Here is a 15,410-nt window from a genome sequence, read left to right on the forward strand (position 1 = left end):
CATATTATCATTATTTTTTCTGATTTTAAAGACACCTTTTAATCGCATTTTGACGCTTCCCAAATAGTAATTCAAGCATTCTTCCTGACATTACTTTCCTAAATCCGCTCACGGTCTGTATCCCAATAAGAATAATAATTTTATAAAATAACTCAGGTTCCAAACTTTTATTCACAAGTTAATACACATTTTTCAATCATTTAAACACTTAAACAAAGTCTTAAGATTTAAGGGGTTTAATCATTTAAGAAAATGATTAAACTCGCACACATTTTTGTTATACAAAGTTTTTAAGAGTTAGCAATTTCATCAAACAATTTAATACTCCAAATATTTTTGCAAATTTCTTTATACAACTCCTGTCTTTCCATTAAATCTGCTTTGTTAAAATATGCATATGGTTTGAAAGGTAAATTGTTATTCTGAATGAATCTTAAAAATGAAGGATTATTACTGTAACAGTTAACATTTAAAGTTCTTACCAACAGGTTTTCACTATCATACTTCAAAACCTTTTTACTGTACTCCATATCCTGATAGCTTCTATTTTTATCCTTTGGCAAAATTAACAATCCTCCAAATCGATTTCTAAACGTCTTAAATTCTTCCTCCGTAGAAAATTCGTTTTGATGATTGGCTTGAGTATAATCATCTGCCCATATATGCTCAATATCATATGGATTTTTTTGTTGACGATTGACATAGGTTACAAAACTACTATTTATCCCACAGCTTTCTTCCACATAGTAAGTCATCCTTGATAAAATATGTAGCATATATCTCCGTGTAAATTGATTTAAATAGAAGCTGTCTATCCCTTCTAATGTCTGGTCCATTCCAGATAAATAGTCTTTAAAAATGAGGACAAGTTCGTCAATACTTCTTCTTCTAATTTTCTTGGTTAAATTAAATATAGTATATCTTATAGAAGAATAATCCACTGTTCTAAAGTTAAATACACGTATTGCAATAAACTGGTCAATAAAGCAAGAAACTAAACGTATTTTTTTGTTGATAATATCGATTGTATCACCCTTATCAATAGATGCCAGGATGATTAGATACTGTAAGGTAAAACCTCTATCCGCATTATGATAAACATATTCATATTCTTTATTAAACGTGTTGGAATATTCTTTTAACCGAATGAAGATGTCTGAAAAAGTATTAAATTCATTTAAGATAAACTTTTCGAAATCCACACTTTTATCTAAGTTTATTAGTGATTTCTTTTCCCTAACCCATTTATGGAAGGTAGTTCCGATGATTTCGAAATCCTTGTTTGCAGAATCCTTTTTACCTTCTCTTATTGTTTGAGCATATTGTGCTCGTAACCAATTTTTAATAAAGTCAGTATCTCCATCTTTTTCAATTTCTTTTAATCTTAACACTCTGTCTTTCCATAAATCATTTGCCCTGTTTCTCATATTATTGTCACTAATCTCTGAAAGAAGATAACCTTTAAGCATTTCTGTAGTAGTAAGCCTCAATCCCCTATCATTCATCGTTACAAATATTCTATGAGCATCTTGTTCAGAAATAGTTTTTATTTCAATGAAAACAAGATTATCAATTATCCACTCGATAAACACAGGGAGAGCTTCTCTTTTTATTTCATCTGGAAAGAGTTCTTCAATGTCTTTATAACGGCTAAATAAATTAATTACACTTTCTGATGTTTCATTAGTAATATCATAAGTTCCATTATCGAAAAGTCCTGCTAAACAAGCTTCCCTTTCTTCAACATTAATACAGAATGTTTTTTGCCCATACATCTCAGAATAAATTAAGTTATCAATATTTACTTTGGGATAAGTTGAATATTTCTGCAAATTATTCAAATAAATAAGTAACAACGTTATAGAAGAAAGACGCTGTTGCCCATCTATTATGGCATTATCGTTAGTCAGAATGATGGGACCTAAAAAATAGCTCCCATATTGCATAACATCCCGTTGGGTATCGCCTGACTGATAATACTCCAAAAATTCACTGGTTAAATCTTCAATCAACTCTTCAACTTGCTTTCTTTCCCAATTATATTCACGTTGATAATACTGAACCGTATAACGATTATTAAAAAGAGTACGTACAATTATCGCGTTTCCTGTAATTTGTGACATATTTCATTTGCTCCTTTAACAAGTTTACTTCTTAATTAAAATCAATTTGGATATTATAATAATTAATCATTTTCTATTAATTAGAACATATTAACAGTATAATATTAAATGTATTATACTGCTTTAAAATATCTTTATAGGGGTACATATGAGTTTCGAAAGAGTAGTAGAAAAAGTTAGAGATAATGATGTTGTTTTATGGGTTGGTGAGCCATTTTAATAAATTCTCTTCTATAATTCAATCCTGCAAGGATAAGAAGTAATTTAAATACTATATCTATTTTTTAACTCCCCTTTTCAATTTTGGAATTCGCATTCTTCATCATCCCCATTAACATCAATATGATTTCCTTTAATACTATATTAGCATCCTCACATTGTCGGACGGTTAAATATCCATTTTTACAAAAAACTTCTAACCAATATAAAGTTTCGTGTGCACTTCCTAAAGCATTATTATAAAAAGATAACTCTTTTAAAGGATAAATTTGAACGTTACCTTCTGTTAAATTAGCTCCAATACTTGTACCTGAACGAATAATCTGTGATTTCAGTGACCCTATTTCCTTAAAACTATTACTTCTTACAAATGTGAAAATGAGGTCGTTTAATTCCATACATTTTTCATAAAGTTTTAACTTTTTTGGGTCTTTAAATTGAATTTCCAATATATTTCTCCTCCAGTATTTCATAAATTTTTCCTATATATAACTTAGTATATTCCTATTACTCTTGTTCAACTTCTTCCATCACTCTATGTAGCCTTTAATCTTTCAAATACAGTATTGAATTGTTTGGCTGTTTCCTAATGGCTTAATTCAGTATTTCTTCGAACATATCTCTGTGCTCTTTTATTTCATCTATACTTCTTCTAATCTATCCGTTCTCTTTTTATAGTATTTTTCTAATAAAGGCTTATAATAGTCTTTTCTTTTACCAAAAAGGTTGTGATATTTGTCAATTATCATTATTTCTATTTCATAATCACCCAGCTCTCTATCTTCACTATAGTAAATCCTTCCGTCATTCAAATATAAATAACAAACAACCCCTTGTTTTGAATGTGTTTTTCGTATCTTAAGAATACGTTCTTCTTCATACTCCAAATCTAAGGTTTCCAAAATGCGAAGGGTCTCTTCTTTTTTAATAAAGTTACTAAACTTATAAAAGTCCAGAAATGCCTACTATTTTATAGCATCACTTCTTAATTTAAAGACCATGTTCCTCTCCATATTCTACATTCTTCAAACCTCTCAGCTCCTATCCATCGACAAAGTTGTACCAGTCAATCGATTAAAACAAATGGTCAACATAGTACATTGTTTCTATTGTTGCCCCAGCCTGTATTGCCTTTAGGATATTAGTCAAATTAACATCTATATCTCTTTCGGTATCTACAATGAAATGACTATTAATCCAAAAATAATCTGTTTGTAAAATATGTTTATCTTCACCTTCTTTTAAAATGCAATCGAACTGTTCGGAATAGAAATCACCACTATACCCTTGTTGCACGTCATTAAGTTTTAATATCAGAAGTTTTTTTATATCGTTATTTCCTCCAATTCATTTCTAATTTCAATCTACTCAAAAAAGTGGCTTGTTCACTTGTATATTTATTTTATAAAAGGAACAAAGTTTACGAAATGTGAAAACTGTTCAAGGTGGTTTGACACATTCCCTTTTTAATAACGAACCTCGAAATTCTTCTTTGAAACTATTCATAGCTTTCCTCCGATTATGTAAATTTTGGTGTAAAGGTGCTGACATTGTAATGGCTCCTATTTCACTGATAAAGTAAATCACTATAAAATTTTCAAAGAACAACAAAAAAACTGGATTACTTGAATGTGATTTAACATTTACATAGAAAATTTCTATAGCCAAAGGATAGACCTATCCCCTTTCAACTAATTCAGTAGGACATACTTATCCCATTGAATCATGGCTATAGATATTAAATTTCTAAGTAAAGTACATTCAAGTAATCCAGTTAGACTGGTTCACTTATTATAAGTAAATTATAAGTAAAGTAAATAAAAGAAGGTTAACTAAAGTCAACAATTATATCTAAGTAGTTTTTCAGTGAAATTAATTTAACACAACCTAAACAATTCGTCAACGAGTTTTGGATAATTATACAAAGCTATATCTTTAGCCCGTCTCTAATAAAATTGTTATTTCATTGTTTATCTTCATAACTGCTCACTTATACTCAGCTAATATTGTTTTGCACACTCGTTCAAAAAAGGGATTGTTTGACTATACGTTTTTGGGGAAATTATTTTTCAATGTGAAGCCCTCTGAACCCAGTAGTATCAATGGTTTAATGAGTATAACAACTTTTTGAAAACATAAACCTATATAGTGTGAAAAATAAACCCGAATTTCAAATTAAATCTAAAAGTCAAAACACTTAATTAAAAAAACAAAAACCACTTTTAACTAAACAGCAAGCTGTTTAAAAACCTTACCAATGCATCTTGAAAAAATCATATGTATCCGTTCAAACGGAATACTGGAGGATACAATAACCCCCCATATGTTTTTTATTAGAAGTGATTTTTTATTATTTATCTTAGATATTTAGAATTTATATTTTTGGCAATAGTAATGGTTATCCACCTGTGAACAATTGATAATACAATACACTTAGTATTTGTTACTATAGATTATTGCACTACTACACCCAGTCACAGATAAATGTCAAATTATATACAAATCCCAAGATAATTGAAAAACCACTCCTAACAAAACAGCAAGCTGTTTATAATTCCACAAATGTATTGCAGTTCTCCAATATCCCCATCTCTCCAGATATATTATGTTCCTTACCAAATTTGTCTACGCACTGTTCAAAAGGAAATAAATATGCTGGGAAAACAAAACTTCCCCAAATTATGTTTTTGATTACAACGGTTATTATTCACATGGCATGAACAAAAATCTACAATATGACATTATATATGTAGTAGCCAAATCCCCCTATAAAACAAGGGTTATCAATAATTAACAGGTACTCTGGTGATTGAAATTCTCCTGAATTTTTTTGTTACATTAAAAAATAAAAGTTGTATTGAGTCTCTTTCCCTTATATAAGAGAGAAATACAACTTTTTTAAACAACAATTATAATATTTCATCATTCTTTTTTCAAACGAGTGTATAAAACAACATTTTCTATAAAAACAAAAAAGATGCCTCAACTGACATCTTTAAATTCTGTATCATGTTTTAAAATAAGTTTTTGCCCCTTACTTTCAATATGGTAGGTGGTCAGGAACGGCTCAAGATATTTTAGAATTTTAGAGAACTCAGATTTATCTGCAATACTCGCTTGACTTCGAATGTCCTTCTTCCGAATACTATCTATATTAGAGTGAACATACTCAAGCAAGGCATCCTGCACCCTATTGATTTTCTCTACCAATTTAGACTGCCCTTCTTTCTTTCCATTTTCACCCTTCTCTACGAAGAGTACTTCCTGCTTTACATATTGCACATTTTTTAATTGTTGCCTTACGATATCTACTTCCTCAGTACTATCGCAAAATAGATAGATTTGAGCATTTTTCTTCATATCTCGATTAATTCGTTTAATTGCTTGATATATTTCTGCTGCCACTGCCGTCTTTCTTATAGACTCAATATCCTGATTCTCGAAAATACGAATACTTTCCATCGGCTTTCCACTTTTCGTTCTGAGATAAAAAGATTTCAACGTATAGTCTAAATAGGAATAGTTTGGTGTTTTCAAAATAACCACCTTATCAAAATCCCGAAAATCATTCCTTCCGATAATATTACCAAAATATTCTACTTTAAACTTTATATCTAAATGTGACTCTATCTCTTCTATCGTATCACCAATATGAGCATACTTAATTAACAACGCTTCTTGTACCGTTCTTACACTATCTTTTTCCGTAACAAATAATATTTTGCTCCCATTGTTGAATTCAATTTCCTCTAACATTTTTTCATAAAAATTAAGATATTTTTCTAACTGTCCTTTACTCGTATTTATATTAAAATGCTTCAATATGATTTGAGAATAGTCAAATACATGAGGTTGATTTTTAACACGGAAAATATCTTGGTGGAGCTGATAAGTTGCATCAAAATTTCCATTCGCATCTAAAATTATATTATTTTCTAATAGATAGAACGAGATATCTTCGAAAGTATGAAAGCAGTTCTCATAAAAAAGTCCACCATTTTTCAATAAATTTTGGATTTTTAATAGTAATTGTTTCTGTACCTTATCATGAACAGAGGTAATTAATGATTCTACAGCTCTCTTATATTTTGCATAGATAGTATCTTGAAAATCTAAATAAAATATTTCTTGTTTATTAACAGCATTCAACAATGTAGAATAATGATAGTATCTCTCCTTAAATATTTCAGCTAATACTACCATTTCTCTTCCTTGTTCATATAAATCAAAGTCGCTCCATAAAGATGCCATATCTTCAAGGGTTAAATAGATTCTCTCCACTAAATCAATATATTCATCTACTACTAAAATCTCACGCTCTTTCAGTAATTCTGTGTGTAACCCTCGACAGAACTGCTTATACATTGAGTGACTGCACACAATAATTTGTGCTCCTTTCGCCTTGTCCAATCCATTTTTCTTTTTATTATCTTCACCTGTAATACCAACAGCTACATCCCTACCTGCAAATTCGTTGATACGGTTCACAGTTTCTTCTAATCGATTATCTTTCACAAAGCGTTGTATAAAGACAGCTTTATACGAATAATTCTTCGTCATCTCCCCTAAAAAACGTTGACTTTCTCTCGATTTCCCACTACCTGCCTCATAAGAAAACACAGTAAAAGCTTCTTTATTCCATTTTTCTTTATTCTCAATTTGCTGACGCAATTCATCAAAATCATAACTATTTAATACTTTATTCAATACTATTTCTCTCCTTTTTTATGCTATCTCTAACATACCAACAGGAGCAAAAATACTACATAGATTATCGGTTCTATAAAGTCTGACACTTCACAATATGCTTTACCCTATATTGAATGCGATTCCGCCTTCATCTCACTACTTCGCACCAGGTTCGACATAGTTAGTACGAAATGTAGGAATTATTCTCCCTCATCTGCTTATCATATAAAAATAACATTTTAAGGAGGTTTCAAATTATATGAATAATCATTTTGCAATTGCTGTTGACAGTGGTAAACACACGACAAAAAGTGTATTTTCGCTTAATGGCAATTTACACAAATATAAATTTAGAACTTTAGTACAAGAGGTTCAAGAACTGGGGGTAGAGTTAACACCAACGAATCAAATTGTTGAATTAGATGGGAAAACATTTTTGATTGGGGATATGAACTCGGAGGCACAATCTAACTATGATATATCCAAACAATCTATAGAACACTTATTATGTATCTACCTTGCGATTACAAAGTACCTTATCAAAATAGACAGTAAGAACAATGGTATCCCAAATATTCGCCTTGCAGTGAATGTCCCACTTAACATCTATAAAAATTCGGTTCTGAAAGCAGAATACGAGAAATTCATACAGAACCAACAAAAAACCATCTCACTCCGAGTGAATGGCAGGGCATTTATTTTCCGAATTGATAAGATTATTTTATTACCTGAAGGGACTGGTCCCGTTTATCAACGAATTAATGAATTTAAATCCAAACGGAGCCTTATAATCGATGTTGGAGGATTGAATTCTAATTATTGCATGTTTGAAGGGCTCGTGCCTATGTTAGATTCTATGGTCATAGGTAATAGTGGAATTAATATACTACGCTCCAAAATAGCTGAAAAGATGGCTTCCCATTATGGTATCACTGTCTCTGATGCAGATGTTGAGCATATTTTGAAAGAAGGCTATCTATATGTAAATGGGGTGAAACAAGAGGAAAGTAAGGTAATATTGCAAAAACTAATCGAAACTCATGTAACAGAAATATTTAACTTCGCAAAATCACGTAGCATCACCTTTAACAATATTTCTGTTATATTCTGTGGTGGTGGCTCTCTTTTGCTTAAAGATGAAATCCTTAGACAATTTCCAACTGCAGTCATCGAACAAGACAGTCAATATGCTAATGTGCTAAGTTTCTTTAGAATACTGGAAGTGAAGAAACTTGTCTAAACACAAGGTTTCCATTAGTTTTAAACAAAATTCCATTCATCTCTACGAGTTTATCAAAACAAAGGAAAACATTAGTAGTTATCTCTGCAAATTAATAGAAGCAGATATGAATGGAGAACATTCATCTTTAGATTTAGAATCACAGGTTGAACAAATAATGCATAAATTACTTCAAAATCAAGAGTTTTTACAGCCAATCACAATCAATTCTAATAAAAGTAAAGATAATCTTTCTGCAGAAGATATCGATTTAATCAATAATTTATTTTAACGGAGAGTCCAAAACGACTCCCCGTTTCTTTCTTCAAATATTTTATCTCTATTCATATCTTCTATTAGTTTCCGCATTTCTTTTTGTAATACATAAATCTTTCAAAGGTATGAACAATTTCATAAATTTTATGAAAAAGTTATGAACAGTTACCGAAATAATACGATTAGTTATGAGCTTTTTGTTTTAGTATTTCAATTTTCAATACATAAACCTTTCAAGGTATGAACAATTTCATAAATTTTACGAAAAGGTTATGAGCAATTACCAAAATAATACGAATAGTGAGGAGTTGTTGGAAGTTTTTTATTAATTACCCAAATACATTTATAAAACATTCCCCATTAGTATTACTCTTAACATGTACTGAACTAATAAAAAACCATCATTAATGATGATTATTCTCCTTGAACTAAAGCACTCCGTTAGTCGAACAAGGATTTTCTTCCATCTTACTCTTACAATGACCTTTTGTAATTACATCCACAAGAACCACATTCACATTTATACCATCCACAAGTTTCACACCTGGGATGAGTCTTGTGGCTGACCATTCCCTCGCAAGAATGACAATTACTAATATAAGATTCATTTACTTTTTTGCCCTTACTATTCTTATAATCAGGTCTAAGTTTTTTTAAATCCCAAGTATAAACGTTAATAAAACTTCTTTTTTCAAATCTACTGTTATCTTCGTAATGATAATCTTCATCAATGATATCTCGAATAAATACTTCATGTGCCTCTTCAAATTCAACTATCAAACTGGATTTATCTTGTGAATCAAAATTTACTATTTTCCCTCTTCCATATGTTTCATGTTCTACCGTTTCACCTAATTTAAACATATTTCTCCCTCCTTTTTAGGGTAAAGATTCTCCACTAATAATCTTTTTCCTTCTTAAACAATACTGCAACTTTAGTTGAACAAAAACACTTTATACTAAAAAAAGCATTGGATAACCAATGCACTAACCTACTTATTTTCCTCTGCAATCTAATCAGTACAGGGAGAAATCAATTTATGCAATCCCTTATCTTCATAATCCCACATTTTCACCCATGGATATGTATCTGAAGGCAAAATAAATAATCTTTCTTCTTGTGGCTTAATTGAACTCCTGTCTTCAGCTATACAGCCATAAATAAACGTGCCAGGGTGAATTGAAATTTCATTATTCGTGTCGTTACAATACTTAAATTTCATTTGCATTTTCAGCTATACCCCATTTTTTCAAACGATAATTTGTAATGGAATAGATAAAACTATTGCCATAAAGAACTACACCTAAAACACAACATATAGTTGTTTACGTTTTCATTCAATACCATATATTGATAAAAAGAATCTTAACTGCTATAATACTAAATTGTGGGGGGATTATACTTTCAATCCCAATGAGCAGGAGGTGATGTATATGGCTAAGATAAGAGTAAATCAATCTCAATTAAATAGTGCAATAAGAAAAATAAATAGAGAGATGGATAAACAGGTAAAAAGGGAAGTTCAGAAACTGGAACGTGAACTAAAAAGAAAATTAAAGTAAAAAAGCCCTTATTTGTTTTGCAGAACAAATAAGAGCATGTGTTTAAAATATCTAAATAAATAGTAATACAGAATGAAGTAAATAAACAGAGGATAATATGTTCCCCTCCCACAATTTTAAATGACAAGGAGACAATTTAATGGGGAAAAATCAACATATTACGCCGCATCCAAATGGTGGTTTTCAGGTCAAAGGAGCAGGCAATTCAAAAGCTACCAAAATATTCAACACACAGTATGAAGCTATTCAGTTTGGCCGAGACATCGCCATAAATCAAAAATCCGAACTGCTTATACACAATAAACAAGGTCGAATCCGTGAAAAAAATAGTTACGGTAATGACTCTTACCCACCAAGAGGTTAATTCCAATATCTGTATACAATTAAATTAATAGAAATCTCTATAAAGACAGGGAGTAAGCTAACACTCCCTGCTTTTCTATTCAATTATTAAACGCTTCGTCCTTCTTACACTTTGTTTCCCCTATTCTTTTATTTCTTTTTCCCAACTTGGATATACATGCTTCCATCAATGTCAATATAAGTTGCTTTTACTTTACGTCCATTAGCTGTGAATTCTTCTGGAATATCATTATTGTTGAAATAATCCCATACTTTCTGAGCATCGTCACCGAAGTATAATTTAAATAACTCCTTTGCCACAATCGGAATGCGGTATGCTTGTGGTATTTGACCATTAGCATCACCATCCCACATGTAGAACGAGATTGTCACTTCATTTTGACTGTCTCCACCATTTACAACGATAGCACGTGAAGCACCTTGAATTCCGTAAAAATGGCCACCATTTGTAAAACCTAACTCATTTTGTAGAGTTTCGAAGTTCTTAGCTAAATCAGAACTCCATTTAGAAGTTAATACTGGAGCTGTCCATCCATCAGGGTATGTTATGCCACCTGTTGGTGGTTTTAGCGTTTCTGGTTCTACACGGAATGATTCATCCAATGTACGAGCTATCATCAGTGAGAACTGACTACGGGTAATAAAGTCATTGACACCAAATTTACCATTGCTATAACCAAATGTAATTTTGTTGTTTGCTAATAACTGAACATATTCAGATGCCCAGTGTGAAGGTGGTACGTCTGTGAAGCCTTTATTAGAGTATCCTTCAAATTCATACGCAATAGAGAAGATTTTTGCCATTTGACCACGTGTTAAGTTCCCTGACGGTTCAAACACTTTTTGTCCTTGTGCATTAACTTTGCCATCAATAATACCTAAATCTACAGCTTTAGCAATTTCTTCGTAGCCATTTTGACCAGGTTTCAAATCGACAAATCCTGGATTCGAAACATCAGAAAAATCAGTAATTTCTTTACTTAGTAATAACATTCGGACTGCATCCAGTCGTGTAATATTGGTACTTGGTTTAAATGTTCCATCAGGGAACTCTTTCGCTATTCCTTTTTCTGCTAAAAACATAATTTCTTTATAGGCACTATGTGTTTTTGGAACATCAGAAAATATAGTTTGAGCATTTGCTTCCTGCATAAACATTAAACTACTAAATAAAACTAAAACGGTCATTATGTAACTTATTATTATTTTCACAAAACCTTCCTCCTAATAAATAATATTACTTATTACTAAGCATAAAATACTAAATACTAAAAACACGACGCAAATCTAAATACCTACAAATTATACTAAACTATTAATACTTATTCAATTACTCATTTACCAAAATATAGATTAAATTAGATATTTTTCAATCACGATATAAATAGCAATAAGCTAAGAGTGTTTGTTAAATCGAAATGGGAGATATTCTTTAGCTTTGAAAGCTTTAATATTTTCGAATATCCCCTCTTCATTTATGCTTCAGTAAACAAGAAATAATTCTAATTCTTCTGGAGACAAGTCCATTGGTTTTACTTCTCTCCCTAATTCATCACTCTTCTTTTTGCAATAATCTGCTAATGCTCGTACTTTTACTTTTGGTTCACCTGGTGGTCGTGGTATGGCATAAACTCCATCTCCATCATCAAATTCTTCATCGAATCGTTTTATCTCCATTATTAATTTTTTCTGTTCCTCATTTGACATTTCTTCATACTTTTTCATGATTAATATCCACCTTTCATTAAGTTATTTTCTCAAAAATTTAATGCTGAAGATTTAGTCTTTTTCCAAAGCACGTACTATGAATCTCTATCATTCTTCCCCTATTAATTTGGTTACCACTACCCTAAATTTATCGAAGCCTTATTTAATTTCTCCTCAGAATAGATAGCATTATACCCAACTTGGTTTCAGACATCTGCTCTTTCCCAAAAAAGTATATTTATATGTTTTATCAGTTTCCCAGTAGATTTTAATTTATAGTTTTTATCATAAATAATTTTTTAATTGTATTAGTTCATCACTATTTTTCAATCTAAAATCACCATTATCAATGCTAACAACAAGATACCGCAGTACAAGATAAATATTGTATTACAAAATCTAAATCTCCTTTTTTCATGTTCCTCTATCATTGCTATTATTCGTTTATTATCATTTGATACGCTAAATCCCATATCTGTCACTCTCATTTTCACTCTATGAAGATTATGTTTCTTATTTCTGTTAATTTGTGCCACAATATCCCTCTTTTCACTTAGTTATTGAATAATTAATCTCCCTTGTTTGATTTCCTTTGTTTCCTTATTACTTTTTTATAAATCACAAAAATAGAGAGTAAAGCCATCATAAAAATAAAAATCATAGTACAAATACTTACAATAGCTAAAGCTAACATTTTTTCACCTCCCTTCAATTTAAAATCCAATTAATATTCCTCCTCATCTTTCCAAAAAAATATTGAAAAGTTCTTCTCTTATAGCAAAAAATTCTTCTTCCCTATCTACTCCATCAAATCCGTAATCTCTAAGACAACCACCGCTTTATTAAAAGTAAAATCAATGCTGTTCTCCATCTCCTAAACCTCATAATGAATATCCCTATTTACATTGACTATAGACAAAAATAAAAAGACGTTGAATATAGTCATCGCTATACTTCAACGTCTTACGTACATTTACTATGTTCAATTTTTAAATTTACCAACCTGAAATGAATACAATATGCTATACATCCCCGTTTCAAACGAAACACCTCCCATATATGGATGTATTAAGTATATCACCTGAATCGATATAAGGGGATATTTTTTGTCTTAGGAAAAATCGACCTCCATACTTTCTTGATACAGTATAGCAGGTTCAAAATCTACTCCATTAGGCCAACCCACTGTCCCAGCAATATCATCCAGTGTAACTTTTAAAAAAAACTCCAAATTGTCTCTGACCTCAGCCAATGAACCACTATAACCTTTTAAAAATTTTCGAATATCCACTATGCGATATTCTTGCTTGTCGAACACCAATAGCAATTTGAAATTTCTTGTGGGTATAACTGAAGTAATTCTCATTCCCTGCACCTACCCTGACATAGTTTAATTTCAAAACAATAACACGCATTAGCACATAGCTCCAATACTAATTAAGTAAACTACCCAAGTAATATTTAAACGTGTTTGTTTAAGCTTCTGTGGAAGGGCAACCCCATTTTCTTTTACCCAATCCAATGAAAAGCTCTTACGTTCCCTTTCATGATAAAAATGATACACAGATACAACCTCTACAAAATAGGTCTCATTCACATCTCAAAAGTTGAATATAAATCCAGCCTTTACAGCATCGATATTGCTGAATTGGTACAATAATTCGATTTGATAGGATTGGATGGCTCCAAATGGAATGAATTTTCCTTTGTGACTCTTCAATTCTAAAAGGTAGATTTTTGGTTTCCTATATAAGATAAAATCACAAGGGTTTTTCACGTTTGCAAAGCCTAAATTGTCATCTTTTAATCTATAGACAAAATAAGTACTCCTTCTCTGAAACAGAGGCATACAAGTCCTTCTCGAACTGTTTCCCAGGGTTTAAACGCTTTCCTCCTTTTCTTTTACTCTCACTTATGGTAATGGTCATGCTTTTCGTCCTCTCTTTTTATTTTTTATTATGATAGAAGATTAACATAGATTTTATAAGGATTGTTCAGTTTTACTATTGCCGATTAAATTTCGGTCTATATCGAAAAAAGGTATGAACTTTTTCATACTTTTTACGTAGTTCCTCTGAAATGTTATGGTATAAGTACGATAAATTAAGAACAGTTATGAAATTATTTCGTACTTCGTTTGTATATATTCAAATATGGTTATGGTACAAATGCTATTGAAACTACATGTTAAACTAATTTTATTCATTTGGAGGTTATGAAATGAACAATTTACTTGAAGTAATAGATATTAAGTCAAACAATGGATTATATCGCATATATCTATTTTCTGATAAGAATCCATTGCCCCGACTAAAAATTTATAAAATAATAGATGAAATTGAAACTCCTGTGAAAAGTATGTACGAGAAACTAAAAAATTTGAATGCCGAATTTTCTTTTAAAATTGATTATGAACCTGTAGGTAGAACAAAATTGAACACGAGGGAATTCGGTAAAGAATTCATTAAACGATATAAAAACAAGAAGAAGGCACTGGATTAATACCAATGCCTTCATATTGACTACTACAAACTCGTCTATCATGTCGAGCCTGTTTTCTATACTAATCTTGTTGAAGCAATTGAAGTAATTCTACCCTCGATTCTTGTGGCAATATTTTAACGAAGTTATGTAATCCCAGGTTGTACAAACACAAGGTAACCATTTTCACCCTTTCTTCATCAAATGTCAGGAAAAACCCATCAACAAACTCCAATTTATTTTCCGCTGGTGTATACTCTTTTGATACATCTTATAATTCACTGGCTGCCCTGCTTTTTAGGAATCACCTTAATGTGTCTTAACTCCTCCCCCCATGTTTTTAAAAATCAATTCTCAAACTTCATATATGTAACTTGATAATAATAGATACCTTAACATGTGTTATCGATTATAATGCAAAAGACGCATAGTGTAACCTATACCATTTTAGCGAAACAAGTATGAACTTTTTCATATTTTTTCTGTATTTACTTCAAACTATTTCGAAATAAATATTAGAAAGTATGAACATTTATGAAATTCTTTTACACATGTTCAAATAAAATTAAGTAACAAACACTATTGGAATCCACATCATTAATTGTAACCAATCATTATATGAAACCAAATAAATCCTTATGCCCCTATTGAGACAAGGTACTGGTAACCCGCATGCTTTATTCCTGTTTAACTACATACGATATTATATGTATGTTCACTACGAAGAATCTGGAACACCCTTTAAAATATGTCATTCAGTACGGAGATTT

At 31.0% G+C, this 15,410-nt stretch carries 14 protein-coding genes; 5 read left to right on the forward strand and 9 right to left on the reverse strand.

What is annotated here, in order from left to right:
* Window positions 1-290: 290 nt before the first annotated feature.
* The 4 genes from B3D98_RS21445 to B3D98_RS21460 form a co-directional block, all read right to left on the reverse strand.
* Window positions 291-2,123, reverse strand: a complete 1,833-nt coding sequence (locus B3D98_RS21445; protein ID WP_288585980.1) for a DUF262 domain-containing protein — start codon at window positions 2,121-2,123, stop codon at window positions 291-293.
* A gap of 284 nt (window positions 2,124-2,407) precedes the next feature.
* On the reverse strand, window positions 2,408-2,791 hold the full coding sequence (locus B3D98_RS21450) for a four helix bundle protein (RefSeq protein WP_288585982.1): 384 nt from the start codon (window positions 2,789-2,791) through the stop codon (window positions 2,408-2,410).
* A gap of 192 nt (window positions 2,792-2,983) precedes the next feature.
* On the reverse strand, window positions 2,984-3,244 hold the full coding sequence (locus B3D98_RS21455; protein ID WP_288585984.1) for a hypothetical protein: 261 nt from the start codon (window positions 3,242-3,244) through the stop codon (window positions 2,984-2,986).
* 2,080 nt (window positions 3,245-5,324) lie between these two features.
* Entirely contained in the window at window positions 5,325-7,049 is a 1,725-nt protein-coding gene (locus B3D98_RS21460) for a hypothetical protein (RefSeq protein WP_288585987.1), read from the reverse strand.
* Between the two features lie 241 nt (window positions 7,050-7,290).
* On the opposite strand from B3D98_RS21460, the gene B3D98_RS21465 reads away from it, so the two are divergent.
* Complete coding sequence (locus B3D98_RS21465; RefSeq protein ID WP_288585990.1) at window positions 7,291-8,271, forward strand: ParM/StbA family protein; 981 nt, start codon at window positions 7,291-7,293, stop codon at window positions 8,269-8,271.
* Window positions 8,264-8,542 (forward strand): hypothetical protein, encoded by a 279-nt coding sequence (locus B3D98_RS21470; protein ID WP_288585992.1) that lies wholly within the window; start codon window positions 8,264-8,266, stop codon window positions 8,540-8,542. The genes B3D98_RS21465 and B3D98_RS21470 overlap by 8 nt, the downstream gene beginning before the upstream one ends.
* Before the next feature lie 458 nt (window positions 8,543-9,000).
* On the opposite strand, the gene B3D98_RS21475 is transcribed toward B3D98_RS21470, so the two are convergent.
* The gene (locus B3D98_RS21475) at window positions 9,001-9,390 is read right to left on the reverse strand and encodes a hypothetical protein (protein WP_288585994.1); all 390 of its coding nucleotides are present in this window, start codon (window positions 9,388-9,390) and stop codon (window positions 9,001-9,003) included.
* 570 nt (window positions 9,391-9,960) lie between these two features.
* On the opposite strand from B3D98_RS21475, the gene B3D98_RS21480 reads away from it, so the two are divergent.
* Window positions 9,961-10,089 carry a hypothetical protein gene (locus tag B3D98_RS21480; RefSeq protein ID WP_258859765.1) on the forward strand — a complete coding sequence of 43 codons (129 nt, stop codon included), beginning with the start codon at window positions 9,961-9,963 and terminating at the stop codon, window positions 10,087-10,089.
* 139 nt (window positions 10,090-10,228) lie between these two features.
* Window positions 10,229-10,453: a DUF2188 domain-containing protein gene (locus B3D98_RS21485; protein ID WP_258859764.1), complete on the forward strand. Its 225-nt coding sequence runs from the start codon at window positions 10,229-10,231 to the stop codon at window positions 10,451-10,453.
* 128 nt (window positions 10,454-10,581) lie between these two features.
* On the opposite strand, the gene B3D98_RS21490 is transcribed toward B3D98_RS21485, so the two are convergent.
* The 4 genes from B3D98_RS21490 to B3D98_RS21505 form a co-directional block, all read right to left on the reverse strand.
* Window positions 10,582-11,664 (reverse strand): S-layer homology domain-containing protein, encoded by a 1,083-nt coding sequence (locus B3D98_RS21490; protein ID WP_288585998.1) that lies wholly within the window; start codon window positions 11,662-11,664, stop codon window positions 10,582-10,584.
* Window positions 11,665-11,934: 270 nt separating this feature from the next.
* Complete coding sequence (locus B3D98_RS21495; RefSeq protein ID WP_257520301.1) at window positions 11,935-12,177, reverse strand: hypothetical protein; 243 nt, start codon at window positions 12,175-12,177, stop codon at window positions 11,935-11,937.
* A gap of 550 nt (window positions 12,178-12,727) precedes the next feature.
* Window positions 12,728-12,883, reverse strand: a complete 156-nt coding sequence (locus tag B3D98_RS21500; RefSeq protein WP_288586001.1) for a hypothetical protein — start codon at window positions 12,881-12,883, stop codon at window positions 12,728-12,730.
* A gap of 387 nt (window positions 12,884-13,270) precedes the next feature.
* The gene (locus B3D98_RS21505; protein WP_288586003.1) at window positions 13,271-13,525 is read right to left on the reverse strand and encodes a DUF2442 domain-containing protein; all 255 of its coding nucleotides are present in this window, start codon (window positions 13,523-13,525) and stop codon (window positions 13,271-13,273) included.
* Window positions 13,526-14,379: 854 nt separating this feature from the next.
* On the opposite strand from B3D98_RS21505, the gene B3D98_RS21510 reads away from it, so the two are divergent.
* Window positions 14,380-14,661, forward strand: coding sequence for a hypothetical protein (locus B3D98_RS21510; RefSeq protein ID WP_257520305.1), 282 nt, complete (start codon window positions 14,380-14,382; stop codon window positions 14,659-14,661).
* Window positions 14,662-15,410: the final 749 nt, after the last annotated feature.

Source organism: Lysinibacillus sp. UBA5994 (assembly GCF_002429725.1).
Taxonomy (GTDB): domain Bacteria; phylum Bacillota; class Bacilli; order Bacillales_A; family Planococcaceae; genus Lysinibacillus; species Lysinibacillus capsici.

Excerpts from the sequence above, each read along its gene's own strand:
- B3D98_RS21445 (WP_288585980.1), bottom strand. The coding sequence starts at position 2,123 with ATGTCACAAATTACAGGAAACGCGATAATTGTACGTACTCTTTTTAAT.
- B3D98_RS21465 (WP_288585990.1), top strand. The coding sequence starts at position 7,291 with ATGAATAATCATTTTGCAATTGCTGTTGACAGTGGTAAACACACGACA.
- B3D98_RS21475 (WP_288585994.1), bottom strand. The coding sequence starts at position 9,390 with ATGTTTAAATTAGGTGAAACGGTAGAACATGAAACATATGGAAGAGGG.
- B3D98_RS21480 (WP_258859765.1), top strand. The coding sequence starts at position 9,961 with ATGGCTAAGATAAGAGTAAATCAATCTCAATTAAATAGTGCAATAAGA.
- B3D98_RS21485 (WP_258859764.1), top strand. The coding sequence starts at position 10,229 with ATGGGGAAAAATCAACATATTACGCCGCATCCAAATGGTGGTTTTCAG.
- B3D98_RS21495 (WP_257520301.1), bottom strand. The coding sequence starts at position 12,177 with ATGAAAAAGTATGAAGAAATGTCAAATGAGGAACAGAAAAAATTAATA.
- B3D98_RS21505 (WP_288586003.1), bottom strand. The coding sequence starts at position 13,525 with ATGAGAATTACTTCAGTTATACCCACAAGAAATTTCAAATTGCTATTG.
- B3D98_RS21510 (WP_257520305.1), top strand. The coding sequence starts at position 14,380 with ATGAACAATTTACTTGAAGTAATAGATATTAAGTCAAACAATGGATTA.